The 25084-nt window shown below is 59.8% G+C and carries 31 protein-coding genes; 5 read left to right on the plus strand and 26 right to left on the minus strand.

The window, feature by feature from the left end; all coding sequences use genetic code 11:
• Positions 1–4: 4 nt before the first annotated feature.
• The 24 genes from ispC to MQE22_RS07505 all read right to left on the minus strand — a co-directional run bounded on the left by ispC (position 5) and on the right by MQE22_RS07505 (position 19813).
• Positions 5–1168, minus strand: coding sequence for a 1-deoxy-D-xylulose-5-phosphate reductoisomerase (ispC, locus tag MQE22_RS07390; RefSeq protein ID WP_215871082.1), 1164 nt, complete (start codon positions 1166–1168; stop codon positions 5–7).
• A complete protein-coding gene (locus MQE22_RS07395; protein ID WP_215871081.1) occupies positions 1165–1965 on the minus strand; it encodes a phosphatidate cytidylyltransferase in 801 nt (266 codons plus the stop codon). The genes ispC and MQE22_RS07395 overlap by 4 nt, the downstream gene beginning before the upstream one ends.
• Entirely contained in the window at positions 1950–2714 is a 765-nt protein-coding gene (gene uppS, locus MQE22_RS07400) for a polyprenyl diphosphate synthase (protein ID WP_226827042.1), read from the minus strand. Before uppS ends, MQE22_RS07395 begins: the two co-directional genes overlap by 16 nt.
• Positions 2715–2717: 3 nt before the next feature.
• Positions 2718–3278 carry a ribosome recycling factor gene (gene frr, locus MQE22_RS07405; RefSeq protein WP_215871080.1) on the minus strand — a complete coding sequence of 187 codons (561 nt, stop codon included), beginning with the start codon at positions 3276–3278 and terminating at the stop codon, positions 2718–2720.
• The gene (gene pyrH, locus MQE22_RS07410) at positions 3275–4003 is read right to left on the minus strand and encodes a UMP kinase (protein WP_215871079.1); all 729 of its coding nucleotides are present in this window, start codon (positions 4001–4003) and stop codon (positions 3275–3277) included. Before pyrH ends, frr begins: the two co-directional genes overlap by 4 nt.
• Complete coding sequence (tsf, locus tag MQE22_RS07415; protein WP_215871078.1) at positions 4003–4872, minus strand: translation elongation factor Ts; 870 nt, start codon at positions 4870–4872, stop codon at positions 4003–4005. Before tsf ends, pyrH begins: the two co-directional genes overlap by 1 nt.
• Before the next feature lie 31 nt (positions 4873–4903).
• Complete coding sequence (gene rpsB / locus MQE22_RS07420; RefSeq protein ID WP_215871077.1) at positions 4904–5659, minus strand: 30S ribosomal protein S2; 756 nt, start codon at positions 5657–5659, stop codon at positions 4904–4906.
• Between the two features lie 163 nt (positions 5660–5822).
• Positions 5823–6437: a DedA family protein gene (locus MQE22_RS07425; RefSeq protein WP_215871076.1), complete on the minus strand. Its 615-nt coding sequence runs from the start codon at positions 6435–6437 to the stop codon at positions 5823–5825.
• 15 nt (positions 6438–6452) lie between these two features.
• Positions 6453–7961 carry a Ppx/GppA phosphatase family protein gene (locus MQE22_RS07430; RefSeq protein WP_215871075.1) on the minus strand — a complete coding sequence of 503 codons (1509 nt, stop codon included), beginning with the start codon at positions 7959–7961 and terminating at the stop codon, positions 6453–6455.
• 5 nt (positions 7962–7966) lie between these two features.
• The gene (phoU, locus tag MQE22_RS07435) at positions 7967–8677 is read right to left on the minus strand and encodes a phosphate signaling complex protein PhoU (protein WP_215871074.1); all 711 of its coding nucleotides are present in this window, start codon (positions 8675–8677) and stop codon (positions 7967–7969) included.
• 14 nt (positions 8678–8691) lie between these two features.
• On the minus strand, positions 8692–9453 hold the full coding sequence (gene pstB, locus MQE22_RS07440) for a phosphate ABC transporter ATP-binding protein PstB (RefSeq protein WP_215871073.1): 762 nt from the start codon (positions 9451–9453) through the stop codon (positions 8692–8694).
• Positions 9454–9498: 45 nt separating this feature from the next.
• Positions 9499–10851 carry a phosphate regulon sensor histidine kinase PhoR gene (gene phoR / locus MQE22_RS07445; protein WP_215871072.1) on the minus strand — a complete coding sequence of 451 codons (1353 nt, stop codon included), beginning with the start codon at positions 10849–10851 and terminating at the stop codon, positions 9499–9501.
• Entirely contained in the window at positions 10848–11591 is a 744-nt protein-coding gene (phoB, locus tag MQE22_RS07450; RefSeq protein WP_215871071.1) for a phosphate regulon transcriptional regulator PhoB, read from the minus strand. Before phoB ends, phoR begins: the two co-directional genes overlap by 4 nt.
• A 22-nt stretch (positions 11592–11613) precedes the next feature.
• Complete coding sequence (gene mnmA, locus MQE22_RS07455; RefSeq protein ID WP_215871070.1) at positions 11614–12678, minus strand: tRNA 2-thiouridine(34) synthase MnmA; 1065 nt, start codon at positions 12676–12678, stop codon at positions 11614–11616.
• A 9-nt stretch (positions 12679–12687) separates the two neighbouring features.
• Complete coding sequence (iscX, locus tag MQE22_RS07460; protein ID WP_215871069.1) at positions 12688–12882, minus strand: Fe-S cluster assembly protein IscX; 195 nt, start codon at positions 12880–12882, stop codon at positions 12688–12690.
• A complete protein-coding gene (gene fdx, locus MQE22_RS07465) occupies positions 12882–13220 on the minus strand; it encodes an ISC system 2Fe-2S type ferredoxin (protein ID WP_215871068.1) in 339 nt (112 codons plus the stop codon). The genes iscX and fdx overlap by 1 nt, the downstream gene beginning before the upstream one ends.
• Positions 13217–15088 (minus strand): Fe-S protein assembly chaperone HscA, encoded by a 1872-nt coding sequence (gene hscA / locus MQE22_RS07470; RefSeq protein WP_215871067.1) that lies wholly within the window; start codon positions 15086–15088, stop codon positions 13217–13219. The genes fdx and hscA overlap by 4 nt, the downstream gene beginning before the upstream one ends.
• Before the next feature lie 25 nt (positions 15089–15113).
• On the minus strand, positions 15114–15725 hold the full coding sequence (gene hscB / locus MQE22_RS07475) for a Fe-S protein assembly co-chaperone HscB (protein ID WP_226827040.1): 612 nt from the start codon (positions 15723–15725) through the stop codon (positions 15114–15116).
• A gap of 1 nt (position 15726) precedes the next feature.
• Positions 15727–16050, minus strand: coding sequence for an iron-sulfur cluster assembly protein IscA (gene iscA / locus MQE22_RS07480; RefSeq protein WP_215871066.1), 324 nt, complete (start codon positions 16048–16050; stop codon positions 15727–15729).
• Positions 16051–16059: 9 nt separating this feature from the next.
• On the minus strand, positions 16060–16461 hold the full coding sequence (gene iscU / locus MQE22_RS07485) for a Fe-S cluster assembly scaffold IscU (protein WP_215871065.1): 402 nt from the start codon (positions 16459–16461) through the stop codon (positions 16060–16062).
• A 24-nt stretch (positions 16462–16485) separates the two neighbouring features.
• Complete coding sequence (locus MQE22_RS07490; RefSeq protein WP_215871064.1) at positions 16486–17739, minus strand: IscS subfamily cysteine desulfurase; 1254 nt, start codon at positions 17737–17739, stop codon at positions 16486–16488.
• Positions 17740–17750: 11 nt separating this feature from the next.
• Positions 17751–18239 (minus strand): Rrf2 family transcriptional regulator, encoded by a 489-nt coding sequence (locus MQE22_RS07495; protein WP_215871063.1) that lies wholly within the window; start codon positions 18237–18239, stop codon positions 17751–17753.
• 51 nt (positions 18240–18290) lie between these two features.
• A complete protein-coding gene (gene cysE, locus MQE22_RS07500) occupies positions 18291–19031 on the minus strand; it encodes a serine O-acetyltransferase (RefSeq protein WP_215871062.1) in 741 nt (246 codons plus the stop codon).
• Entirely contained in the window at positions 19031–19813 is a 783-nt protein-coding gene (locus tag MQE22_RS07505) for an RNA methyltransferase (RefSeq protein WP_215871061.1), read from the minus strand. The genes cysE and MQE22_RS07505 overlap by 1 nt, the downstream gene beginning before the upstream one ends.
• A 26-nt stretch (positions 19814–19839) precedes the next feature.
• Between MQE22_RS07505 and MQE22_RS07510 the strand changes: the two genes are divergently transcribed.
• Positions 19840–20631, plus strand: coding sequence for an inositol monophosphatase family protein (locus MQE22_RS07510; protein WP_215871060.1), 792 nt, complete (start codon positions 19840–19842; stop codon positions 20629–20631).
• A gap of 3 nt (positions 20632–20634) precedes the next feature.
• On the opposite strand, the gene MQE22_RS07515 is transcribed toward MQE22_RS07510, so the two are convergent.
• Positions 20635–21501, minus strand: coding sequence for an ATP-binding protein (locus MQE22_RS07515; protein ID WP_255789448.1), 867 nt, complete (start codon positions 21499–21501; stop codon positions 20635–20637).
• Between the two features lie 63 nt (positions 21502–21564).
• Between MQE22_RS07515 and MQE22_RS07520 the strand changes: the two genes are divergently transcribed.
• From MQE22_RS07520 to argA, 4 genes are read left to right on the plus strand one after another with little or no spacing between them, the layout of a single operon-like run.
• A complete protein-coding gene (locus MQE22_RS07520) occupies positions 21565–22122 on the plus strand; it encodes a septation protein A (RefSeq protein WP_215871059.1) in 558 nt (185 codons plus the stop codon).
• Positions 22123–22166: 44 nt separating this feature from the next.
• Entirely contained in the window at positions 22167–22463 is a 297-nt protein-coding gene (locus MQE22_RS07525) for a YciI family protein (RefSeq protein ID WP_215871058.1), read from the plus strand.
• Entirely contained in the window at positions 22463–22774 is a 312-nt protein-coding gene (locus MQE22_RS07530) for a BolA family protein (protein ID WP_215871057.1), read from the plus strand. Before MQE22_RS07525 ends, MQE22_RS07530 begins: the two co-directional genes overlap by 1 nt.
• Positions 22775–22784: 10 nt before the next feature.
• Positions 22785–24098 (plus strand): amino-acid N-acetyltransferase, encoded by a 1314-nt coding sequence (argA, locus tag MQE22_RS07535; protein ID WP_215871056.1) that lies wholly within the window; start codon positions 22785–22787, stop codon positions 24096–24098.
• Positions 24099–24112: 14 nt separating this feature from the next.
• Here the strand turns inward: argA and MQE22_RS07540 are convergent, their stop codons facing one another.
• Positions 24113–25084, minus strand: coding sequence for a LabA-like NYN domain-containing protein (locus MQE22_RS07540; protein WP_215871055.1), 972 nt, complete (start codon positions 25082–25084; stop codon positions 24113–24115).

Genomic DNA, 25084 nt, shown 5'->3' on the forward strand with positions numbered 1-25084 from the left:
CGCCTCAGGCCGCACCCGCCAAAGAAATGGCTTGCCGTGCCTGCACCCGCGCCTCCGCATCAATGGCCATGACGGCATCTAGATCCGCAGGTGTGGCTGGTTGATAGGCTTCCAGTGTTGCCGCGACAACCCGCGCAATCCCGGGGAAGGAGAGCTCCCCATCGAGGAAGGCCTGCACGGCGATCTCGTTTGCGGCATTGAGTACTGCGGTGCTGGCCGATCCCCCGGCAATGGCCTGAAATGCAAGAGCCAGGCAGGGAAAGCGCTGCAGGTCTGGTTCCTCAAACTGCAGAGCCGGTCCACGCGCCAGATCCAGGGAGGAGACACCGCTCGCGATACGCTCGGGATAGGCCAAGGCATGGGCAATCGGCGTACGCATATCCGGGTTCCCCAATTGCGCCAGCACCGAGCCATCGAGATATTCGACCATGGAGTGAATGATGCTCTGCGGATGAATGAGCACGCTGATCCGATCCACTTGCAGATCAAAAAGCCAGCGCGCCTCGATGACTTCCAGGCCCTTGTTCATCATGGTCGCCGAGTCTACGGAGATTTTGCGTCCCATGACCCAGTTGGGATGGGCGCAGGCCTGATCTGGCGTGACGCGTTGCAGTTCAGCCAAAGGTGTTTGTCGAAACGGACCACCGGAGGCGGTAAGAATGATGCGACGCACTCCGCGCTCGTCCCCAAAGCATTGGAAAATGGCGTTGTGCTCACTGTCGATGGGGAGCAGCGTAACCTGATGGCGGCGGACTTCCGCCATGAACAGTTCGCCCGCCATAACCAGACATTCCTTGTTGGCGAGGTAGACCTTCTTGCCCGCGCGCACCGCCGCAAGGGTTGGGAGCAAACCGGCAGCACCCACGATGGCTGCCATGACCTCGTCGACGCCGGGATAGGTGACGGCTTCCTGCAGGGCCTCTTCTCCGCCTGTTACCTCGATGCCAGGTTGGTCGGCCAGCGCTTCCCGAAGACGGCGGGCGGCGGCGGCATCGCGCATGACGGCCAGTTTTGGCTGATATTGGCGGCACAGCGCGGCCATTTCCTCGACTCGCCGGTTTGCGGTCAGCACCAATACATGGAAGCGCTCCGGGTGCCGGGCCAGTACATCGAGGGTGCTCTTGCCAATGGAACCGGTCGCGCCGAGGATACAAATTCCGCGAGTCATACTTTCCCCCAGTAAATCAGTATGCTGACAAATACTGGCAGCCCGGCCGTCATCGCATCGATGCGATCGAGGATGCCCCCATGGCCAGGCAAGAGCTGACCGCTATCCTTTTTTCCGGCGGCGCGCTTGAGCAGGCTCTCAAAAAGATCTCCCAACACCGCAAATATGGCTACCACGAGGCCCAGTCCGGCCCCCGACACCAGGTCCAGTGGCCGCCAAGACCAAAGCCACCCTGCCCCCAGTGTGCCCACAAGCGCAGCGCCGAGCAAGCCACCCCAGAGTCCGGCCCAGGTCTTGCCCGGACTGAGCCGGGGGACGAGACGCGTTTTACCGAAGCGCTTTCCGGCAAGCATCGCCAGCACATCGGTCATGACGACGATGGCAAGGCCCCAGAGTAACAGGATGGGGTGCCGAGCCTGCAAATACACAGCCAGCCAGAACGCCGGCAAAAGCACTGGCAGTGCCGCCCAACGCAACCAGCGGGACGCAAAGATCTCGCGCCGCACCACCCTTGCCAGCAACGCCGCCGCCAAGAACCAGAAGGCAACTCCCAGTAGTGCCACTACGGCCGGCCAATTGCCGTGCATCGGCCAGAACACTCCGGCTGCCAGCAGGAAAAGAGCGGCACACGCCGCCCAGAAGCCGGGCCAGCGCAGGGCGGTCAGCTGCGCCCATTCCCGAGCCGCGAGTCCCAGAAAGAGGCTCAATATGGAGAGAAAAAGCCAGCGATTTCCGTACAGGAGCAGCGGAACGAAGAATGTCAGCAGGACGAACGCGGTGATCAGTCGCTGGCGCAAGCATCTTCCTGAACTTGATCGCCGGTGCGGCCAAAGCGTCGCTGGCGTTGGGCAAAAGATTTGAGCGCAAGATCCAGGGCATTGCCGTCAAAGTCCGGCCACAGTGTCTCGGTAAAATAGAATTCGGTGTAAGCCAACTGCCAGACGAGGAAATTGCTGATGCGTTCTTCGCCTCCAGTACGAATGAGCAGATCCGGCTCCGGACTGTCTGCCAGACACAGCTCAGCGGCGATGTCTTCTTCACTGAGGGCGTCCAGGCTACGCCCGGCCTGCAGACATTTGGCGGCTGCTCGTTTGCTGGCCCGAGCGATGTCCCAGCGACCGCCATAATTTACCGCAAGGTTTAGGGTCAAACGGCGATTTCCGGCGGTAAGACTCTCCGCATCCCGAATCAGGGTTTGCAGGTCTGCAGCCAGATGGCTCTGATCACCAATGATGCGCAGACGCACGCCATTGTCATGCAACTTCTTTGCCTCTCGCCGCAACATCAAGCGAAAGAGATTCATCAGCAGGCGCACCTCAAGGGGCGGCCGTCGCCAGTTTTCCGTGCTGAAGGCAAAGAGGGTGAGATGCGCGATCTGCGCATCGACGCAGCGTTGCACCATCTCGCGCACGATTTCCGCGCCACGCCGGTGTCCGGCAACACGCGGGAGGTGCCGGCGGTAGGCCCAGCGGCCATTGCCATCCATGATGATGGCAATATGCTGTGGCCGTTGCTTGGCCAGTTTCTCGACGTGGCTCAAGGACAAGACTCAGACCTCCATCAGATCTGATTCTTTTGCCTCGATCACGCCCTCGACCTCATCAATGAAGCGGTCAGTGAGCTTTTGAAACTCTTCCTCTGCCCGCCGCTCTTCATCTTCAGAAATCAGTTTGTCTTTGAGAAGATTCTTGATCTGGGTAATGGCATCCCGACGAATGTTGCGAATAGCGACGCGCGCGCCCTCGCCCTCCGCCCGCACGATCTTGGCCATTTCCTTGCGCCGTTCCTCGGACAGTGGTGGCAGCGGCACCCGCACATTGTCCGACCCGGCAACGGGGTTGAGCCCCAGGCCGGCATCACGAATCGCCTTATCGATCTTGGGAATCAAATTCTTCTCCCAAGGGGTCACCACCAAGGAGCGAGCGTCGGCCACGCTTACCGAAGACACCTGCGACAAGGGCGTCGGACTGCCGTAGTAATCCACCTCTACAGCATCCAGAAGTGCTGCATTGGCGCGCCCGGTGCGCAGCCGCGAGAGCTCGGTCTTGAGCGACTCGATGCTCTTTTTCATCCGCGTTTCCGCGTCCTTCTTCGTTTCTGCAATACTCATGATACCGCACTCCGTACCGTAGTGCCCTCTTCCTCGCCCTGCAAAACGCGCAACAAGGCGCCGGCCTTGTTCATGGAGAAGACCACTATGGGCATATCATTATCACGACACAAGGTAATTGCCGTTGCGTCCATCACCTGTAAGCCCTGTTCCAACACCTGATCAAAGCTCAGTTCGCGGTAACGCATGGCATCGGGGTTGCTGACCGGATCATCGGTGTAGATACCATCCACCTTGGTGCCCTTGAGCACCAGCTCCGCATTGATTTCCACGGCACGCAAGCTGGCAGCGGTATCTGTGGTGAAGAAAGGATTGCCGGTGCCGGCAGCAAAAATGACTACTCGCCCTTTTTCCAGATGGCGAATGGCGCGTCGGCGGATATAGGGCTCGGCAACCTGTTCGATATGCAGGGCCGATTGCACCCGCGTTGGCAGACCCAGATGTTCGAGGGCATCCTGCACGGCCAGACCATTCATGACCGTGGCGAGCATGCCCATGTAATCCGCCGTCGCCCGATCCATGCCTTCTGCGGCTTTCGCCATGCCGCGAAAGATATTACCCCCGCCGATGACTACCGCCACTTGCACGCCGGCGTCGGCCACCTCTTTGATTTCGGCAGCCATCCGCTGCACTACCGCACGATCGACGCCATACTGGCCGTCGCCCATCAGGGCCTCGCCACTCAGTTTGAGCAGAACCCTTTGGTATCGCAGCGGGGCCTCCATCAGCTACCCCGGACCTGAGCCATGACCTCGCTGGCAAAGTCCGCTGTGGGCGCCTTCTCGATGCCTTCGCCGACCTCGAAGCGGGCGAACTCCAGTACCGTGGCATTGCCGGCTGCGTTGAGCAGATCGCCAACCGTCTGGTCAGGATTCTTGACAAAGGGTTGACCGGTCAGCGCAATCTCGTTGAGGAACTTGCTCATCCGCCCGGAAATCATCTTCTCGATGATCTCCCGTGGTTTGCCAGAGTCTGCCGCCTGGGCAATGAGAATTTCCTTTTCCTTGGCAACCCGCTCGGCTGACACGTCCTCCGGCTTCACCACTTCGGGACGGGAGGCTGCCACATGCATGGCCAGGTCGCGCCCGAGCTCTTCCGAGGCATCTCCTGCGATGGCGACCAGCACGCCAATGCGGCTGCCATGCTGATACGTTCCAACCCGACCGGAATCGACGCTCATGTGTTGTACCCGGCGCAGGGCAATGTTTTCGCCCAGCTTGCTGACTAGGCTCTTGCGGGTCTCTTCGATCTCGCCAGCCGCCAGATCTTCCAGGGCTGCAGCCTGCGCCAGAGCGGTTTCTGCACAGCGCCGGGCAAAGGCAACAAAGTCGTCGTTCTTGGCGACGAAATCGGTCTCGCAGTTCAGCTCGACAATGACCGCCTTGGTTTGATCGGCGCTACTCGCCACGGTAACCACGCCTTCTGCCGCAACCCGACCCGCCTTTTTGTCGGCCTTGGCCAAACCGCGCTTGCGCAACAGATCGATGGCGGCATCCATGTTCCCGTCGGCTTCGCTCAGCACGGTCTTGCATTCCATCATGCCCGCACCGGTGCGCTCCCGTAGCTCCTTGACTTGCTGTGCCGTAATGGCCATCTCTTACCCCTTAATTCTGCAAAGAAAAAGATCAGTCGGCAGTAATCTCGATGATATCTTCATCGACTTCGACAAATTCGTCGAGCAGATCACTCTCCACCCCTTGGCGTCCGGCCAAAATGGCATCGGCAGCCAGACTGGCATACAGGCGGATGGCGCGACCGGCGTCGTCATTGCCAGGGATGGGATAATCGATCAGATCCGGATTACAGTTGCTGTCCACCACGCCGATCACTGGCACCCCCAGCTTCTTAGCTTCGGCAACGGCAATATTCTCGTGGCCGACATCGATGACAAAGATTGCATCCGGCACGCCGGTCATGTCCTTGATACCACCCAGACTACGCTCCAGCTTTTCCAATTCACGCTGCAGGTCGAGGGCTTCTTTTTTGGTGAGCTTTTCAATGGTGCCATCACTGCGCATCTGCTCAAGTTCTTCCATGCGCCGCAGGGACTGACGAATGGTCTTGAAATTGGTAAGGGTGCCCCCGAGCCAACGTTGATTGACATAGAAGGCGCCACAGCGTTTCGCCTCTTCGGCGATCACGTCGCGGGCCTGGCGCTTGGTACCCACGAACAGTACCCGACCGTGCTTACGCGACAACTGCTCGAGAAAGTTCAGAGCGGTGCGCAGCATCGGCAGGGTGTGTTCGAGGTTGATGATATGGATTCGGTTGCGCTCGCCAAAGATGAACGGCGCCATCTTGGGATGCCAATAACGGGACTGATGCCCAAAATGAACACCCGCTTCGAGAAGAGCGCGCATGCTTACGGAAGGACTGGTCATGAAAAACTCCTGAGACTTGGGTTGATAGCCGCCACCGACCCCCTGTCTGCCATCCCTGAGGACACCCGGCAGCAGGTGCGGATCGATGTGTGAATTGGCCCCTGCGGGCCTGCGGCGGTTTATATCAAAAAAGCCGCGGCGCGGCAATGTGCTCTCTTCTTCTTCAGTCGTCCGAGCGTTTTCCCCTCTGCCGCCAGACAAAATACGCCACGACCATCGCAAGCAGGATCAGAAATCCAATCTGCACATAGCGTAACTCGCGGAGGATGAGGGGGAGCGAGGCGGCCAGGAGATAACCGGCGGCGCTGATGAGAATGGCCCAAAGCAGGGCAGCGATCGGATTCATCCACAGATACCGGCGCGGATGATAGCGATGTACACCGAGGAGGATAGGAGTGATGGTACGGGTACCATAGATAAAGCGAAACAACAGGGTGATACCATCACCAAAGCGGCGAATCAGACCTTCGGCACGGCCAACGTGGCTTCGCAAAAACCTCGGCAGCCAGGAAATGAGACGCTCCCCATAGCGATAGCCCAGGAGGTATAGAATCTGATCATTGAGAGTACTGCCAGCCCAGGCGGCCAGCACCACGCCTGGCCAGGACAAAATACCGGCGTGGGCCAGGGCACCGGCAATCACCACCACGGCCTCGCCTTCGAACAGCGTCCCCAAAAAAAGGATTCCGTAGCCATAGCGCCGCAAGAATTCGCTGACGTCCGCTAGCGTTACGGGGGTGTAGCCAAGATGGGCGAGCAGCCAGTTGAGGAGTTCCAAGCCGTAGGTGAAATATCAAAAAAGGAGTTGGAATTCAGGCGCCAACTGATCCCTTTCCTGCTCTAGCTCGGCACGCAGGAGCGGTGCCTGCCGTTGCCAGTCGTCGGCAAATTGCAGCTGCAGGGTCTTACCCATGACCATCACTTCCGGCTTGGTCACAAGCTCCCCCGCTCCGCGCTGGAGCAGAATGGCAAGGCGCAGGATGATCGCGAGCTTTTGCAGGGCAGGAAGATCCTCTGCCGCGATACCGAAACTCTGCAATTGGACGCCACTGGGTAGCTTTTTTCGCTGCAGGCGAACCAGGGTGGCAATCAGGTTTTGTTCGCGCTGGGAAAACCCCGCGATGTCGCCGTTACGCCAGATATATTCCCCATGCTTGTGAAAGCCCGAATGGGCGATGTCCAGGCCAATATCGTGGGTCAGAATTGCCCAGCGTAGCCAGCGTTGATGAAGGTCGGCGAGCTCCCAGTCCCTCGCGGTGGCAGCAAGTATCCGTGCGGCCCATTCGAGGACCTCGGCATTCCGTTCGCGTTGGCTATGAAAGCGCTCTTGCAGCCCCCGTACGCTGAGTTCCCGGCTATCCTCGTGATGGATCCGGCCCAGTAGATCGTAGATCGCGCCTTCCCGCAAAGCGCCCTCGGAGAAGCGCATCTCCTGCAACTGCAAAGAGTCGAAAACTGCCGACAGAATGGCGAGGCCGCCAGGAAAAACGGGTACTCGATCGCCCTTCAAACCCGCCAAGCGGGAAAGGGCGCGGAAGCTGCCCAAGGAGAGCAGCTCCTCTTGCAGCCAACGCAACCCCACCGCCGTGATCCGCGGACCCCGGCCATTTTCCTGGAGAATGCGGGCAATCGCTTTGATAGTACCGGAAGAACCGACAGCCTGATCCCAGCCAAAGCGACGATACTCTCCAAGCACAGGCTCAAGGGCCAGGCGCACGCGCCGCTGCAGGGCGGCAAAGGCATCGCGGCTGATTTTTTCGTCAGGGAAATACTCCTGCGTCGAACGCACGCAACCAAAATGCAGGCTTTCCCGGATGCCAGGGCTAAAGCCTCGCCCCGCAATAATCTCTGTGCTGCCACCGCCAATATCGACGACCAGCCGCCGCTCCTCCGGGGCAACCGCCAGACTGTGGGCTACCCCCAGATAAATGAGGCGCGCCTCTTCCCGTCCGGCAACGATTTCTGCGGGAACGCCGAGGGCCGTTTCGATTCTGGCAAGGAAGTCATCGGCGTCGCGCAACATCCGAAGGGTATTGGTGCCAATGACGCGAATGCGCTCCCGGGGCACGGAACGTAGCCGCTGCCCAAAGCGTTGCAGACAGTCGATGGCACGATCCGCAACCTCGGACCGCAGTCCACCGTCTGGACGCAACCCTTCTGCCAGACGCACGCCTTCTCGCAGGCGATCGAGTAGACGGAGATCACCACCCACCTCTTCGGCAATGACCATGTGGAAAGAGTTGGAGCCCAGATCAACGGCGGCCAGAAGATTTTGCTGCGGCAGACTGTCGTCACTGGGCATGAGATTCAATCCTGAAACTGTTGGCGAACTTCCTCCAAGGGAATATGACGGACGTTGACGCCTTTGACAAGGTAGATGACATACTCGCAGAGGTTACGCGCATGATCACCCACGCGTTCCAAAGCCTTGGCTACGAAGAGGGCGTCGATAGCCGGGGTAATGGTGCGCGGATCTTCCATCATGTAGGTGATCAGGCGGCGCAACGCAGCGCGGTATTCCTGATTGAGCTCCTCGTCACCCTTGGCGATCTCCAGGGCAGCATCCGCATCACCATTGGCCAGGGCGTCCATGGCGCGACGAAGCATTCCCAGGGCATAGTCCCCCATGGTTTTGATATCCCGCAGAAAACGGCCATTGATACTGGCGCTGCTGCGTTGCATCGACAGCGCCATGCTGGCGATCTTTACCGCCTTGTCTCCGATCCGTTCGAGGTCGGCAATGGACTTGATCAGGGTCATTACCAAACGTAGGTCTCCAGCCGCTGGCTGACGCCGGACCAGGATGTTGATGCACTCCTCTTCGATGCGTAGCTCATAGCCGTTGACGACGTTGTCACCACCGACGACTTCATTGGCCAGTGACTCGTCCTGCTGCAAAAGCGCCGTCAAGGCGTTGCGCATCTGCTCTTCGACGACGCCCGCCATGCGGTGTACGAGCTCATGCACTGCATGAAGTTCATCATCAAAGCGTTGCGAAACATGGGGATCTGAATTCATAGCAAGGAACCTCCTCAGCCATATCGACCGGTAATGTAATCTTCCGTCTGCTTTTTTTGCGGGTTGGTGAACAATTGCTGCGTGGGGCCATACTCAACCATCTCGCCGAGATACATAAACGCAGTATAATCAGAGACTCGCGCTGCCTGCTGCATGTTGTGCGTCACGATCAGCAGAGTGAAATGCTCGCGCAATTCTGCCACCAGTTCCTCGATCTTCAGCGTCGCAATGGGATCCAGTGCCGAGGTGGGTTCGTCGAGAAGGATGACCTCGGGACGCACAGCCACGGCGCGGGCGATGCACAGGCGTTGCTGTTGGCCACCCGAAAGGCTGAGGCCACTCTTCTTGAGGTTGTCCTTGACTTCATCCCAAAGCGCCGCTTGCCGCAAGGCCTGCTCTACCCGCTCGTCGAGTTCCACCTTGCGCAGCTTCTCATAGAGTTTGATGCCAAAAGAAATATTGTCGTAAATAGACATCGGGAATGGGGTGGGTTTCTGGAACACCATACCCACTCGAGCACGCAGCAGATTCACATTGTAGCTGGGGGAGAGGATGTCCTCACCATCGAGCAGTACCTGCCCGGTCGCCCGCTGCCCTGGGTAGAGCGAGTACATGCGATTGAAAACCCGCAACAGGGTCGACTTACCACAGCCTGATGGACCGATGAAGGCGGTTACCTGGTTCCCCGGCAGATCCAGATTGATGCCTTTCAAGGATTTGTTGTCGCCGTAGTAAAAATCGAGATTGCGCACCGCAATTTTCGCGTTTTCCGTCACAAATAGCTCCCCGAGACCGATCCTGCCCGGCAGTATACCGGACAATTATGACACTTTGATGACATGCGCTTCCTCATCGTCTTGCCAGTAGTTCCCACGCCGCGCCAGATCCATAGGGAACAAGACGGTAAATTCTGAGCCCTTTCCCACCTCGCTACGCACGCGCAGGCTACCAGCGTAACGCTCCGCGGTGTGGCGAACGATCGAGAGTCCCAGACCGGTGCCCCCTACCCGCCGGGAGCGCCCTTTGTCCACCCGGTAAAAACGCTCGGTGACGCGCTGCAGATGTTCGCGCGATATGCCATCACCAGTATCACGCACGCTCAGCATCAGCCGACCGTCCCCCGCCGTCCAGCGCACATGGATATCGCGACCTGACGGCGTGTACTTTACGGCGTTCTCCAGGAGATTCTGGACGATGCTGTGAATATCCAGCGGTTCGGCCCAGAGCGCCAGACCAAACTCCAGGTCCAGGTGCAAGGAGAGTCGTTTTTCCACGATCGATGTCATCAGGCTTTCCCTTGCGCGCTCCACCATCTGCGCGACAAAAACCGTTTCACAGCGCTGTGGATCGGGCTCGGCACTTTCGATTCGGGCCAGAGACAGCAGGTTTTCGACCAGCGACTGCATCCGTTTACCCTGCTCTTCCATGAGACGCAGCTGTGGACCTACCTCTTCGTCCTGCCCCAGGGGGCCATCGAGAAGGTTTTCGAGAAAACCCTGAATCACCGTCAACGGACTTCGCAACTCGTGGGATACGTTAGCGACAAAATCTTGCCGCACCTGTTCCAGCTGCCGCAGGCGGGAGACATCGCGAAACAGGACCAGGGTCCCCGCGTCTCCCAGGGGATAGCGTAACGCCTCAAAAACCGCCTCCGGCCGGTCCGGAAACTGCAGGGAGAGATTGCCAGGGCCAGCGCCAACAAGAAATTCCTGGATGTGCGGCAGGCGGAGCCAGAAAGACAGCGGCTTGCCCAAATCCTCCGGCCAGTGCAGGTGGAACAGCTCGACCGCGGCCGGATTCATCCACAACAGGCGTCCTTCTTCATCCATCAATACCAGCGCGTCGGGTAAGGTCTGCAAGGCGTCGCGAAGTTGCATGATCTGCTGATTGAGCTGCTGCTGGCGGATTTCCTGATGCCGCCGCCAGTGATAGCCCTCGGCAAAGGTTTCTTCCCAGATGCCGCTGCTCATCGGCGGGATTCGCGTCGTTTTCTCCCGAAACCAGACGCGAAAGCGCAGGGCCTCTTGTCGGTGCCAGCCCACCCAGAGGGCATAAAAGATGACGGAAGCCCAAAAAAAAGAGATAAGAGAAGTGCTAGGTGCCCCGAGAAAGTTCCACGCCAGTAGCATCGCCAGAGGCAGCAGGGCGGGAACCCAGGCGCGCAGATGGTTCATGGCGCTTCGCTGGCGAGTTCTGGGCTTTGTGGCAGGGGATTGCAGCGATAGCCTTCTCCCCGCACCGTCTCGATGATGTGAGCGTAGTGGACCTTTTCAAGGCAGCGGCGCAGGCGGCGGATATGCACGTCTACGGTACGCTCTTCGATATAGGTCTGACGCCCCCAGATGAGATCGAGCAGGGCATCACGGCTATACACCCGGTCGGGATTGGTGACAAAGAGGCGCAGTATACGGAACTCCGTGGGCCCCATTGGCACATGACGGCCGTTCAGGGTAACGCGATGTGCCGTGACGTCGATACTGAGTTCGCCAATCTGTACCCGATTGGGGCTAAGGCCACCGTAACTGCGGCGCAACAGAGCCTGCACTCGCGCTACCAGCTCTCGCGGCGAGAAGGGCTTGGCGAGATAGTCATCGGCGCCGGACTCCAGACCATGCACACGATCGCCCTCTTCCCCACGGGCGGTAAGCAAAATGATGGGGAGACCCTGTAGCTTGTGCCGCCGCCGGAGATTGCGACACCAGGCAATACCGCTTTCCCCGGGGAGCATCCAGTCGAGAATGATCAGATGCGGCACTGGATCATGGAGAAGGTCCTCGGCTGCCTCGACGCTTCCTGCACAGGACACTGCAAAGCCATGCTTCTGCAGGGTCAGGCGAAGGAGCTGCTGGATGCCTTCTTCATCCTCCACTACGAGGACCCGAAAGATTTGCTGCTCGTTGCTTTCCTCAGCCATATCAACGCTCCCGTGGAAGCAATCATTCTGACGCAGAATCGGCAGAAATGCCAAACTCCGCAATGATGCCCCCACCCAGCAGGCGCTCGTCCTGGTAACAGACTGCCGCTTGCCCGGGGGTAACCGCGCGCTGCGCGGCGTCGAGAAGCAAAGAGGCTTCTCCGCCCTGCCCCAGGCGCAGGGTTGCGGCGACGGGCGGCGCGGCGTAACGCAGTTTGACGGTTACGCGCTCTTCTCGATCAGGTGAAAGCTCAGCAAGCCAATTGCACTCGTGGATACGCAACTGGTCCTGATACAAGTATTCTGCGGGTCCCACGCGCACCTGATCGCGCTTGGCATTTACTGCGAGGACATACAAAGGCACCGCACTGCCACCACCGATTCCCCGCCGTTGACCGACGGTAAAGTTGATGACGCCATCGTGGGTACCAAGTACCTCGCCCTGCAGATTGACGATATTCCCTGGGCGCCCGGATACCCCCTGTTCCCGCAAGAAGCTGCGATAGTCACCGGCAACAAAGCAGACATCCTGGGACTCCTGCTTGCCGGCCACCGGCAGCGCACGCGCCTTGGCGATGGCGCGCACTTCCTCTTTGCGTAAGGCACCAAGGGGAAAGAGCAAGCGCGGCAACAAGTCCCGCTCGATCGCATAGAGAAAATAGGACTGATCTTTGCGTTCATCGACGCCGCGCCAGATTTCCGCCGCCGCAGAGCGAACTTGACGCACATAATGACCCGTTGCCAGGTAGTCTGCGTCGAGCGCGTCTGCCTCCTGCCAGAGAGCGGAAAATTTCAGGACCTGATTACAGCGGGTACAGGGATTGGGTGTGCGGCCCTCCTGATAGGCAGCGATGAAGGGATCGACGATTTCGCTACGAAAGCGCTCCCGGTAATCGAGCACCTGATAGGGAATGCCGAGCTGAGCACAGAGCTCGGCGGCGTCTTCGATGTCTTTCTCGTCGCAGCAGCGACTTTTCGGCCACAGCCGCATGGTCACGCCCAACAGATCGTGGCCGGCCTCCTGCAATAAAGCAGCGGCCACGGCGGAATCGACTCCGCCCGACAGGGCGACCACCACCCGCGCCACGAGGCGTCCTCAGTCGCGCTCGGACAGCCAGGCCATCTGGATAGCCTCCAGGATGCGCTCGTTGGAAGCCTCTGGATCGTCTTCAAAATCAGTAAGTTCCACGATCCAGCGGTGCAGATCGGTAAAGCGCAGGTGTTGCACATCGGCGTCTGGGTGCGCTTCGTCCAGCGAGATAGCGATTTCTTGCGTGTCGGTCCAACGCATCAGTGACGCTCCTTTTCCAGGTTGATGGTGTACTTGGGGATCTCGATCAGCAGATCGGTCTCCGCCACCTTGGCCTGACAACTCAGGCGCGAGCAGGGTTCCAGCCCCCAGGCGCGATCGAGCAGATCCTCTTCTTTTTCCTCGGCGGGCTCGAGGCTGTCAAAGCCCTCACGCACAATCACGTGGCAGGTTGTACAAGCACAGGACATCTCGCAGGCATGCTCGATATGCAGGTCATTGCGCAGCGCTGCATCGATGATGCTTTCGCCAGGCGTAGCATCGATCTCTCGCCCTTCCGGGCAGATTTCGGCATGGGGTAAAAATCGGATTTTCGTCATTTCTCGCTCCACTCGTCGATGGAATGGCCCGCCATCGCTTTGCGCACGGCTTGATTCATGCGTCGCTCGACAAGCACCTCGGCTGCCTTCTCGACCGCCTCAGCGGCATGATCGATCGCGGTGGCAGAATCACCGCCCAGAGCATGCAGCAATTCGGCCCGCGCCGCGTCGATCCCGGCGCGTTCGTCAGACTGCAACAGACTGCCGTCTTGGGCCAGGGCCGCATCCAGCGCCTCCCGGACGCGCTCGCCCTCGACCCGGGCTTCGGCAAGGCGCCGTTGCTCGATGTCCTCTTTGCCATGGGCGATGGCCTCCCGCAACATGCGGGTAATCGCCGCATCGTCCAGACCATAGGACGGTTTGACCTGCACCTCGGCGCGTACGCCGGTGCTCGCCTCTTCTGCACTCACCGCCAACAGACCATCTGCATCCACCTGAAAGGTGACTCGTATCCGCGCCGCCCCGGCGGTCATCGGCGGGATACCGCGCAGACTGAAACGGGCAAGAGAGCGATTGTCTTCCACCTTCTCCCGCTCTCCCTGCAGAACGTGGATGCTCATCGCCGTCTGCCCGTCTTTGAAAGTGGTGAACTCCTGTGCCTTGGCAACCGGGATAGGGGTGTTGCGTGGAATGATCTTCTCCACCAGGCCCCCCATGGTTTCCAGCCCCAGGGACAGGGGCAGCACATCCATGAGGAGCAGATCGTCGCTCTGATTGCCAACCAGGGCGTCGGCCTGGATGGCGGCACCCAGGGCGACGACCTGGTCGGGATCGATATCACAGAGCGGCTCCCGTCCGAACAGTTCAGCGACCAGGCGGCGCAACAGGGGTACCCGGGTGGCACCTCCAACCAGCACAACTCCGTCGATTTCTTCCGGACGAATATGGGCATCGCGCAGGGCCCGGCGGCAGGGCGCAAAGCTGCGACGAATAACCGGTTCGATCCAGCTCTCAAGTTGCTCGCGCCGCAGATGCCACTGCACGGCTTTGCCACTTGGCAGTACCAGCTCGACACTGGCTTCCTCCAGGCTACTCAGGCGCTCCTTGATGGCGCGCGCGGCGAGCAGCACCTGTCGCTGCCAAGCAGGACTACTGTCTCCCTGTTCGGCGAAATGCGCCAGGATCTGTTCGGCAATCAGGCGATCCATGTCATCACCGCCCAGGGCGGCGTCACCAGCCGTCGCCAGCACCTCAAAGACACCCTTCTGCAAACGCAGCAATGACAGGTCAAAGGTGCCCCCGCCCAGGTCATAAATGGCGAAGAGTCCCTCCGCTCCCTTGTCGAGGCCATAAGCCACTGCTGCTGCGGTAGGCTCTGCCAACAGGCGCAAGACGTTGATCCCCGCCAGCCGGGCGGCATCCTTGGTGGCCTGGCGCTGGGCATCGTCAAAATAGGCAGGGACGGTAATCACCGCTCCGGTCAGTTCACCCCCCAGACTCTCCTCCGCCCGCTGGCGCAATATGCGCAGAATCTCAGCGGAAACTTCCACCGGGGTCTTTTCTCCCTGCACAGTTTGCAGGCGGACCATGCCCTCGCCAGCAAGCACCTGATAGGGCAAGGCCCCCGCCAGGGTCTGCAATTCCTCCGCTCCGCGGCCCATCAGACGCTTCACCGAGGCAATGGTATTGTGGGGGTCGGCGGCGGCCTCCGCGCGGGCCTCCTCACCAACGCGAACCGTACCATCGGCACGATATTGCACCACCGACGGCAGGAGATAGCGCCCCTGAGAATCACGTAACACCGCGGGTTGGGCAGAGCGAATCGTCGCGACCAAAGAATGGGTGGTCCCGAGATCGATCCCCACCGCCAAGCGATGTTCGTGGGGGGCGGTAGACTGCCCAGGTTCGGCTATTTGTAACAACGCCATGCAAGCTCCTCAGCGCGAGTGGGCTTCAGGCGAAATCCCACCGCTCTTCGTATTGATCGATTTCTGCGAGAAATTTGCGCAGATACTGCCACTCCTGCAGGAGCGGGGCAATGCGCCCGGCCTCGGGCGCAGTGAAGGACGCAGCAAGCTGCTCCTCGATTTGTTTTTCCTCGGCATGTGCCTCGGCACGCAGACGCTCCAGAGCTGCCTGATCCCGCACGGCTGCGGCTTCTTCCAAGGCCTCACGCCGCTCCATCTGGCGCATCAGGACTTCTGGGTCGCGCAGGCTGCCCATCTCCTCGCCTAACGCGGACTGGCCAAAGTGACGGGAAAAGAGGTAATCGCCGCGACGTAGCGGATCACCCAACACCGCCTGTGCCTCATTGAGGCGTGTAGTCCACTCCAGCGATTGCCGTTGCGTGCGTCCATCGGCTTGGGCAAAACGATCGGGATGGACAGCGCGCAGACGCTCGAGTGCAGCCGAGCGCAACGCTGCCGGATCGATGACGAAGCCCTCGGCCAAGCCCAGGATGGCAAAGAGGGAGAGAGAGGGATCAAACGGCTGCAACGCCCCACACTGCGGGCAAAGGGCCGCGCCCGCCTCCATCTCCGCCTGACAGACAGCACACCGGGTCATGTCAGACGGTAAAGCTCTCGCCACAGCCGCAGGTGTCCTTCACGTTGGGATTGTTGAAGCGGAACCCCTCGTTCAGACCTTCGCGGGTGAAATCCAGCTCGGTACCGTCCAGATACAGCATGCTCTTAGGATCGACGAAGACCTTGACGTCATCCTGCTGGCAAACAATATCTTCCGGCTGCGGCTGATCGACAAATTCCATGACATAAGACAGGCCGGAACAGCCACTGGTCTTCACGCCGATGCGAATCCCCTGTCCCTTCCCGCGCTTTTCGATGCTCTTGCGCACCTGCCGCGCTGCGGCAGACGTCATCGTCAGTGCCATCGCTCTACCTTAGTGAGTTTCGCTGGAGCTAGCGCCGGACTTCTTGCGATAGTCCTCGATCGCCGCCTTGATTGCATCTTCGGCCAGCACAGAACAGTGGATTTTGACCGGAGGCAATTCCAGTTCTTCCGCAATCTGGCTGTTCTTGATGGTCATCGCTTCATCCAGGGTCTTGCCCTTCACCCACTCGGTGACCAGAGAACTGGAGGCGATGGCGGAGCCGCAGCCGTAGGTCTTGAACTTGGCGTCTTCAATGATGCCCTGTTCGTTCACCTTGATCTGCAGGCGCATGACGTCGCCGCAGGCCGGCGCGCCAACCATGCCGGTGCCCACACCCGCATCTTCCTTACCAAACCCACCCACATTCCGGGGGTTCTCGTAATGATCAATTACCTTTTCACTGTATGCCATGATTTGTCTCCCGTTATCTCAGAATCAATGTGCCGCCCACTGCACGGAATTCAGGTCGATGCCTTCCAGATGCATCTCCCACAAAGGCGAAAGCTCCCGCAATTTGCCGACCTTCGCAGCCACCAGGGCGATGGTCTCGTCAATCTCTTCTTCGGTGGTATAGCGGCCGATACCGAAGCGGATGGAACTGTGCGCCAGCTCGTCGGACTTGCCCAATGCACGCAGCACGTAGGAGGGTTCCAGACTGGCCGAGGTACAGGCCGACCCGCTGGACACTGCGATGCCCTTGAGTGCCATGATCAACGATTCCCCCTCGACGAAGGCGAAACTCAAGTTCAGGTTATGCGGCACGCGATGTTCCATATCACCATTGATGTAGACTTCGTCCACCCGACTCATGATGCCCTCCAGCAAGCGATCGCGGAGCTGGCGAATGCGTCGGCTATCACTTTCCATGCTGCGTACGGCGAGTTCCGCGGCAGCACCCATGCCAACAATCTGATGCGTCGGCAAGGTACCGGAACGCATGCCACGCTCATGTCCACCGCCGTGAATCTGCGCCTCGATCCGCACCCGCGGCTTGCGCCGCACGTAGAGGGCACCGATGCCCTTGGGCCCGTAGATCTTATGGGCAGACAGACTCATCAGATCTGCCTGGATGGCGTCGACATCGACCGGGACCTTACCAAGGGCCTGCACCGCGTCGACATGAAAGACGATCTTGTGCTCGCGCAGGATCTTGCCAATCTCTTCCATTGGCTGGATCACACCGATTTCATTGTTCACGAAGAGGATCGAAGCGAGCACCGTATCCGGCCGCAGAGCCGCGCGGAAGGCTTCGAGATCGACCAGACCATTTTCCTGCACGTCGAGATAGGTGACCTCGAACCCTTCCCGCTCCAGTTGCCGACAGGTGTCGAGGGTTGCCTTGTGCTCCGTGCGCAACGTCAGGATGTGCTTCCCTTTGCCAGAGTAGAAATGCGCGGCGCCCTTGATGGCGAGGTTGCTGGCCTCGGTCGCCCCGGAGGTCCAGACGATCTCCTTGGGATCGGCATGAATCGCATTTGCCACTTGCGCACGCGCCTTCTCAACCGCCTCTTCGGCAGACCAGCCATAACTGTGCGAACGGCTTGCGGGGTTACCGAAGTTCTGCGTCAGGTACGGCAACATCGCCTCGACGACCAGAGGGTCGACCGGCGTCGTTGCCTGGTAGTCCAGATAAATCGGCCGTTCCCGTACTGCCGGGCTTTGTACCAAGTCTGCCTGCACTGCACTCATATTCACCTCGCTTACCCATGGGCCGGACGTTGCGGACGTCCGCGCTCCGTCATTCGTATCGGCAAAGAACCTTGCTGCTGCAACTTTTGTCGTTGTTCGCGAACCAGTTGCGCAAGGGTGATGCCACTCAGGAAACGGCTGATTTCTTCTCCCAGCGCTTCCCAGAGATCGTGCGTCAAACACTGCTGACCCTCACCCTTGCAGCACTGCACCGGATCACCGCCGCACTGGGTAGTGTTGATGGACTCATTTACCGCGCGGATGATCTCATCCACCGGTACATTCGTACCTGCTGCGCCAAGGCGATAGCCACCGCCCGGACCACGCACACTCTCCACCAACCCCTGCTTGCGCAAGCGCCCAAAAAGCTGCTCCAGATAGGCCACAGAGATCTGCTGACGCCGGGAAATGTCGGCCACCGTCACCACCTCGTCCTCGGCATGCAATGCAAGGTCGAGCATGGCAGTTACCGCGTAGCGACCTTTGGTCGTCAGTTTCATCTCTGTAAACCTCCTGGTTGGGTACGTATCCTACTATCCCTACTGAATTAGTCAACTATTCTGCGCAGGGGTTCCCTCACCCTGCGTTTCCAAGGAACACTCCGGACTTTTCTCGATCTGGATGTCGTCTGCCTGGGGCCGCAGCTCGGCCAGCTGGGCGCGCAGCTCGGCCAGTTCTTTGTCCTGATGGTGCATGTGTTCGAGCATGCACTCTACCGCCCGCGCAACGGGATCGGGCATCTGCCCGGTCAGACCGTAGGCCTCGAAGTGGCGGTCACCGGCATCACTCTTGTTCACCACACGACCCGGGATGCCGACTACCGTCGCGCCCTCGGGCACGTCTTTCACCACCACGGCATTGGAACCGATGCGGGCATTGTCACCGACCCGAATGGGCCCGAGCACCTTGGCACCGGCACCGACAATGACACCGCTACCCAAGGTGGGATGGCGCTTGCCCGGCTGCCAGGAGGTACCGCCCAGGGTAACGCCGTGGTAGAGCGTACAGTCGTCACCGATCTCTGCGGTCTCACCAATGACCACCCCCATGCCATGGTCGATGAAGAAGCGGGCACCGATCTGCGCGCCCGGGTGAATCTCGATGCCGGTCGCCCAGCGGGCGATACCCGAAAGAATCCGCGCAAGGAGGCGCCAGTGATGCCCCCAGGCCCAGTGCGACACGCGATAGAGCAGCAGCGCATGCACCCCTGGGTAGGTGAGGAGCAATTCAAAGCGATTACGCGCCGCTGGGTCGCGCGCAAAAATGGAATCGAGATCATCACGTAGAGACATCAATCTTCCTCAGGTGCGGTGCGCGTCGCCCAGCGCGAGATTTCCGTGAGGATACCGCGCAGGATGTCGACTTCATTACGGCTTGGATGAGCACGATCAAAGAGACGGCGCAGGCGGCGCATCATGTGTTCTTCCCGGGGCGCTTGCAAAAACCCAGAGGCCAGCAACACCGTTTGCAGCTGGCCATAAAATCCTTCGCGATCGGCGACACTGGCCTCCAGCTCGGGCAACCCGTCCACCACTGGGGTGGGAGATCTGCTCGCCATCTGCAGTTCATAGGCGATGATCTGCACGGCCTGCGCCAGATTGAGCGAATGGTAGAGATCGCCCGTAGGAATTTGGATCAGGGTCTGACAGAGGTCCAGCTCGGCATTGCTCAGACCACTGCTCTCCCGGCCAAAGAGCAGCGCCACCGGCGCCTGCGCCGCTTGCGTCACCATCGCCAACGCCGCTTGCCGGGCGTCCAGCTGTGGCCACTGAATGTGACGATCGCGCGCCGTGGTGCCATATACGCGCTGGCAGTCGCCAATGGCATCCTGCAGATCTGCATGCACCTGCGCGTCCACGAGAAGATCCTCGGCGCCCGAGGCCAGAGCCGTGGCGTCGGGGTGAGGAAACTGGCGCGGCCGTACCAGCGCCAGTTGGGTAAGACCCATGACCTTCATTGCCCGCGCCGTCGCGCCAATGTTCCCCGGATGGCTGGGCTCTACCAACACCACGCGGATCTGCGGCAGCACCGCCGCACCGTGCAGGGTGCCCCGCTTTTCTCTATACTCGTTCATGTTTTGAATTCCGAGCCAAGGTTGTCATGCAACATCCCATTCTTGTAACCGCGATCCGCGCCGCCCGCAAGGCCGGCGACATCATCAGCCGCAGTATCGACCGCGTCAACGAAGTGCGGGTCGCCAGCAAAGGTCCGCACGATTTTGTGACGGAAATCGACCAACGGGCCGAGGCGGCCATTGTCGAGATCATTCAACGGGCCTACCCCGAGCATGGCATCCTTGCCGAAGAGGGCACGCGCGTCGAGGCCGCGGAGTACGAGTGGGTCATCGATCCCCTCGACGGCACCACCAATTTCATACATGCCGTGCCGAGTCTCGCCGTCTCGATTGGCGTGCGCCGTCATGGCCGGATGGAGCATGCCGTCGTCTATGACCCGCTGCGCAATGAGCTCTTTACCGCCAGCCGTGGCGGTGGTGCGCACCTCAACGATCGACGCCTGCGCGTCAGCCAGCGCAAGGACCTCGATGACAGTCTGATTGCCACGGGCTTCCCGTTCCGGGATTTCAGTTATCTCGACCAATATCTTTCCATCTTCAAAAACCTGATGCAGAGGACTGCCGGACTGCGCCGCGCCGGTTCGGCCGCCCTCGACCTCGCCTATGTGGCTGCAGGTCGTTACGATGGCTTCTGGGAGTTCCACCTGAAACCCTGGGACATTGCCGCTGGTATCCTGTTGATTCAGGAAGCTGGTGGACTGGCCACTGATTTTCACGGCGAGCAGAACTTTTTCGAATCGGGAAATATCGTCGGCGGCAATCTACGCATTCACGCGTTGCTGCTGCAACAGATCCAGAAAGAACTGCCCGCTGCGTAGATCTCAGGCCGGGTCTTGCAGACCCCGGCTGCCCACCCAATGGCGGGCGAAATGCTGCGCCACCCGGCCGCTGCGCGAGCCCCGTTGCAAGGCCCAGCGCAGGGCCTCTTCCCGCCACTCGTTTTCGCTGTCGTCATTGTTCAGCAACTGCAAATGCTGGCGCACAATGGCGAGGTATTGTTTTTGATCAAAGGGATAGAAGCCGAGCCAGAGGCCAAAGCGTTCCGACAGGCTGATCTTCTCTTCCGCCGTCTCGCCAGCGATGATCTCTTCGCCGTGGCGATGATATTCCTCGTTGTCGGAAAAATGGCGCGGTAGAAGATGACGACGGTTGCTCGTGGCATAGAGCAAGACATTACTCGGGCGTGCCTCCACTCCGCCATCCAGCAGCGATTTCAGGGAGCGATAGGCGGGATCGTCGGAGCCGAAGGAAAGATCATCACAAAAGAGCAGAAAGCGATATTTTTCTTCCGCATCCGCCTCGGCAATGGCGGCCAGGATCTCCGGCAGATCCAGAATGGCCTGACTGTCGATCTCCACCAGACGCAGCCCCTCGTCCGCGTAGGCATGTAGCAGCGCCTTGACCAACGAGGATTTGCCAGTGCCGCGCCCACCCCAAAGCAGAGCGTCATTGGCTGGCAAGCCGGCAACAAACTGGCGGGTGTTGGTCTCTAAGGTCTTTTTGATGTCCTCGATCCCCAAGAGGCTATCGAGGCGCGGCAGGTCCAGCCGCGCCAGCCCCTCCAGATGGCCGCCAAGGCGTTGACGACGCCAGCGCGCGGCCAGGTGCCGCCCAAAGTCGGGCAATTCCATCTTCTGCTGCTGCCCGAGGGCCCGCAGCAACGGCAGCAACCATTCTTCTTGTTCCACTAGGCAAACTCTCCCACAGATCGTTACACTGGCACCCTTCACCCTACCCGTTTTGGTCTGTTCATGAAACTGTTGATCGATTTTCTGCCGGTGATCCTGTTCTTCGTCGCCTACAAGATCCACGGCATCTACTTTGCCACGAAGGTTCTCATCGTTGCCTCGGTATTGCTCATGCTTTGGCAATGGCGACGCCAGGGTCGGGTGGAGAGCATGACCTGGATCTCGACCCTGCTGATTCTGATCTTTGGTGGCCTGACGATCTATTTTCATAATGACACTTTCATCAAGTGGAAGCCCAGCATTCTGTATTTTCTCTTCGCCGTCGCCCTGCTCTGGACGCACTGGCGCGAGACACCCCTGCTGCAGCGTCTCATGGGGGCACAGCTGCCGGTCGCCCTGCCCAATCACTTCTGGCGTCGACTGAACCGCTACTGGATCATTTTTTTCATCGTCCTGGCTGCCCTCAACCTGCTCATTGCCTACACCTTTCCGACGGCCATCTGGGTGGATTTCAAGCTCTTTGGCCTACTGATACTTACCGTGCTCTTCGTGATCTATCAGGCGATCCTCATCAGCCGCGCCCTCCCCCCCGACGCCCTGCACGGCAAGGATTCGCAGTAAGCCGGCCTGTGCTAGACTGGGACATTATTTTCGGGAGAACAGGTATGTATTACTGCATCATCGGCATCGACAACCCCAATTCTCTGGAATTGCGCAAACAAGTGCGCGCCGAACATCTTGCCCGCCTGCACCAGCTGCAATCCGAGGAACGCCTGCTGAGTGCGGGTCCTTTCCCGGCCATCGACAGCGAGGAGCCCGGCGAGGCTGGTTTCACCGGCAGTCTGATCATCGCCCGTTTCGATTCCCTGAGCGACGCCCAACATTGGGCTGCTGCCGAGCCCTATCTCAGTCATGGCGTCTATGCCGATGTCAGTGTGCGTCCCTACAAGGCGGTGTTTTAATGAACAAGGAAGCGATCGAAAATGCCGTGCGCAGCGCCCTGCAGCCGCAGGAGCTGGAAATCCGTGACCGCAGCGAGGCCCATGCCGGACATGCCGGAGCCACCAGTGACGGTGGTCATTACGAGCTGCGCATCGTGAGTGACAAGTTCACCGGCCTGAGTCCCCTCGCCCGGCATCGCTTGGTCTATGCCGCCGTTGATGGCATTGGTGAGAGCATCCATGCCTTTGCCCTGCAAACTCTGACGCCCGAAGAAGCCCAGGCACGCGCCCAGAAGCGACCGCAACGACGTACGATTTCGCTGCACTCCTAACGCTGCGGCGATGATCAAAAGCAGTTTCGTTCGCCATTTTCGCGAATCGTCGCCGTATATCCATCGCTTTCGCGGGCAGACCTTCGTCCTCAATTTTGGTGGCGATGTCATCGCTGACGGCCACTTCTGGAATATTGCTCAAGACATTGCCCTGCTCAACAGCTTGGGAATCAACATCGTGCTGGTCCATGGCGCCGGGCCGCAGATTGACGCCGCCCTGGAGCGCGACGATCTCCGTTCGCAGCGGGTGAATGGCCGTCGCATCACCACCGAGGAGGTCATGGAGCGCCTGATTCCGGCGGTCGGCGGTGCCCGTCTGCAGGTGGAAGCCATGCTCTCGGAAGGGCGTCTGGATTCGCCCATGGCCCACGCCGGATTGCAGGTGAGTAGCGGCAATTTCATCATTGCCCAGCCCATCGGTATCTTGGAAGGGGTCGACTACCAGTATACGGGAGAGGTGCGGCGCGTTGCCGTCGAGGCCATCCATCGTCATCTCGCCGCCGATGAAGTGGTGCTGCTCTCCCCCATTGGGGTTTCACCGACCGGAACCCTCTTCAATATCCGCGCAGAAGATATCGCCGTGGCGACAGCAATCGCCCTGAAGGCGGCCAAACTGATCTTCTACGCCGACTTTCCGGGCGTGCCCGATAACCGGGGCGAACTGCTACGGCAGATCGTCCTGTCGGAGATCCCTGCCCTGCTGCAGAGTGAACTGCCCGAGGCCATCCGCGAGCACCTGTTGAGTGCGGAGAAGGTCTGCCGCGCCAGCGTGGAACGGGTACACGTCATCCCGCGCAAAGAGGATGGAGCCCTGCTGCGCGAGCTGTTCACCCGAGATGGCTTGGGGACGATGATTTCCGGCGATCCCTTCGAACACCTGCGTCCGGCAACACGCAATGATATCCCCGGCATCATGTCCCTGATTCGCCCGCTGGAGGAAAGCGGCGTGCTGGTGCGCCGTGGACGCGAGCGCCTGGAGCGCGAGGTGGAACAGTTTACGGTGATGGAACGCGACGGCAAGGTGATCGGCTGCGTAGCACTCTACCCCTACCCGGAATACGGCATGGCCGAGATCGCCTGTCTGGCCGTGGATGAGCAGTACCGCGAGGAGGGCCGCGGCGAGCAGCTCTTGGACTATGGCATCGCGACTGCCCGCAGGCTCGGTCTGAACGAGGTCTTCGTACTCAGCACCCAAAGCAGTCACTGGTTTCTGGAGCGTGCCTTTCGCCGCGGCAATCTCAAGGAATTACCCATGCCGAAACAGGCACTTTACAACCTGCAGCGGCGCAGCGGGATCTTTTTGCGCCGTCTACGCGAGGAATAAGTGCGGCAACTGGGCTAGTCTGCGGTCGATGGCTCCACGATACTGGCCGCGTCCTCGCTTTTCTCTGCTGACACGTGGTTTCTCGCAACCGGCAACAACTCCAGTTCCCGATGATCGACGCGCGGCGTAGCGGCATATTTTCCGTCATAACGGTAGACGACGGTACAGCGCTTGGCGACAAACCCCCCGCGTTCCATTTCGCTGGGCTCCAGATCAAATTCGAGGACGATGTCGCGACTGGGGAGATCGCCTACATCCAGCTCGCGCGGTAGATCGGAGATGTGCACAAACGCCGAGCCGTAGGGAGAGTCTCCCTGGCGGGTATCGGTCACCCAAAGTTGGCTGCTCAGTTCGCGCTGGAAACGGATGAAACCAAAGCCACGGTCCACCTCCCAGCGGCTGCAAATACCGCGTACCCGCGAACCAAACTCCCCCCAGGATACTTTGCCATCCCCCCGCACGGGCAGCAGTCCGGGAATGAGATAACCGGAATAAAAGGCATCGGCCTCGTGTTGCAAGTGCAGGGAAACATTGCGAAAGCCCAGCACTTCTACCCGACAACCGCGATTCTGCAGTGCCCGTACGACCTGCAAAAAATCGCCATCACCGGTCACCAGTAGCACCTGGTCCAAACGTTCCGACTGCAGCATGACATCAACGGCGAGATCGAGATCGGCATTTGCCTTGGCTATCGCATTGCCCTCGTCATCGGTAAACCAGCGCACCGGCTTCTCGATGATCTTCCAGCCCAGATCGCGCACGGCCTGCTGATAGGCGCGAATGCGGTCACGGTATTCGCTGTCTACGCGAGTACGCTGCCCATCGACGGCCATGTAGGTGTTGAGGCGAATGAGCTGTCCCGCCATGCGGCCATCCCCACGCGCGGCAAAGCGGCGCAGGACGTCGTAGCGCATGGCATAGCCACCGTTATACCGTACGTTCTCGGCATCGACATAGACGCCGATCCGCAGGGAAGAATCCGTCAA

The organism is Acidithiobacillus sp. YTS05 (assembly GCF_024396695.1).
Taxonomy (GTDB): Bacteria; Pseudomonadota; Gammaproteobacteria; order Acidithiobacillales; family Acidithiobacillaceae; genus Igneacidithiobacillus; species Igneacidithiobacillus copahuensis.

Excerpts from the sequence above, each read along its gene's own strand:
- phoB (WP_215871071.1), bottom strand. The coding sequence starts at position 11,591 with ATGGCTGAGGAAAGCAACGAGCAGCAAATCTTTCGGGTCCTCGTAGTG.
- MQE22_RS07525 (WP_215871058.1), top strand. The coding sequence starts at position 22,167 with ATGTATTACTGCATCATCGGCATCGACAACCCCAATTCTCTGGAATTG.
- pyrH (WP_215871079.1), bottom strand. The coding sequence starts at position 4,003 with ATGGAGGCCCCGCTGCGATACCAAAGGGTTCTGCTCAAACTGAGTGGC.
- argA (WP_215871056.1), top strand. The coding sequence starts at position 22,785 with ATGATCAAAAGCAGTTTCGTTCGCCATTTTCGCGAATCGTCGCCGTAT.
- tsf (WP_215871078.1), bottom strand. The coding sequence starts at position 4,872 with ATGGCCATTACGGCACAGCAAGTCAAGGAGCTACGGGAGCGCACCGGT.
- fdx (WP_215871068.1), bottom strand. The coding sequence starts at position 13,220 with ATGACGAAAATCCGATTTTTACCCCATGCCGAAATCTGCCCGGAAGGG.
- iscU (WP_215871065.1), bottom strand. The coding sequence starts at position 16,461 with ATGGCATACAGTGAAAAGGTAATTGATCATTACGAGAACCCCCGGAAT.
- iscA (WP_215871066.1), bottom strand. The coding sequence starts at position 16,050 with ATGGCACTGACGATGACGTCTGCCGCAGCGCGGCAGGTGCGCAAGAGC.
- rpsB (WP_215871077.1), bottom strand. The coding sequence starts at position 5,659 with ATGACCAGTCCTTCCGTAAGCATGCGCGCTCTTCTCGAAGCGGGTGTT.
- MQE22_RS07520 (WP_215871059.1), top strand. The coding sequence starts at position 21,565 with ATGAAACTGTTGATCGATTTTCTGCCGGTGATCCTGTTCTTCGTCGCC.
- frr (WP_215871080.1), bottom strand. The coding sequence starts at position 3,278 with ATGAGTATTGCAGAAACGAAGAAGGACGCGGAAACGCGGATGAAAAAG.
- MQE22_RS07490 (WP_215871064.1), bottom strand. The coding sequence starts at position 17,739 with ATGAGTGCAGTGCAGGCAGACTTGGTACAAAGCCCGGCAGTACGGGAA.
- MQE22_RS07495 (WP_215871063.1), bottom strand. The coding sequence starts at position 18,239 with ATGAAACTGACGACCAAAGGTCGCTACGCGGTAACTGCCATGCTCGAC.
- MQE22_RS07530 (WP_215871057.1), top strand. The coding sequence starts at position 22,463 with ATGAACAAGGAAGCGATCGAAAATGCCGTGCGCAGCGCCCTGCAGCCG.
- MQE22_RS07510 (WP_215871060.1), top strand. The coding sequence starts at position 19,840 with ATGCAACATCCCATTCTTGTAACCGCGATCCGCGCCGCCCGCAAGGCC.
- hscA (WP_215871067.1), bottom strand. The coding sequence starts at position 15,088 with ATGGCGTTGTTACAAATAGCCGAACCTGGGCAGTCTACCGCCCCCCAC.
- phoU (WP_215871074.1), bottom strand. The coding sequence starts at position 8,677 with ATGAATTCAGATCCCCATGTTTCGCAACGCTTTGATGATGAACTTCAT.
- MQE22_RS07430 (WP_215871075.1), bottom strand. The coding sequence starts at position 7,961 with ATGCCCAGTGACGACAGTCTGCCGCAGCAAAATCTTCTGGCCGCCGTT.
- cysE (WP_215871062.1), bottom strand. The coding sequence starts at position 19,031 with ATGTCTCTACGTGATGATCTCGATTCCATTTTTGCGCGCGACCCAGCG.
- phoR (WP_215871072.1), bottom strand. The coding sequence starts at position 10,851 with ATGAACCATCTGCGCGCCTGGGTTCCCGCCCTGCTGCCTCTGGCGATG.
- ispC (WP_215871082.1), bottom strand. The coding sequence starts at position 1,168 with ATGACTCGCGGAATTTGTATCCTCGGCGCGACCGGTTCCATTGGCAAG.
- iscX (WP_215871069.1), bottom strand. The coding sequence starts at position 12,882 with ATGCGTTGGACCGACACGCAAGAAATCGCTATCTCGCTGGACGAAGCG.
- hscB (WP_226827040.1), bottom strand. The coding sequence starts at position 15,725 with ATGACCCGGTGTGCTGTCTGTCAGGCGGAGATGGAGGCGGGCGCGGCC.
- MQE22_RS07505 (WP_215871061.1), bottom strand. The coding sequence starts at position 19,813 with ATGAACGAGTATAGAGAAAAGCGGGGCACCCTGCACGGTGCGGCGGTG.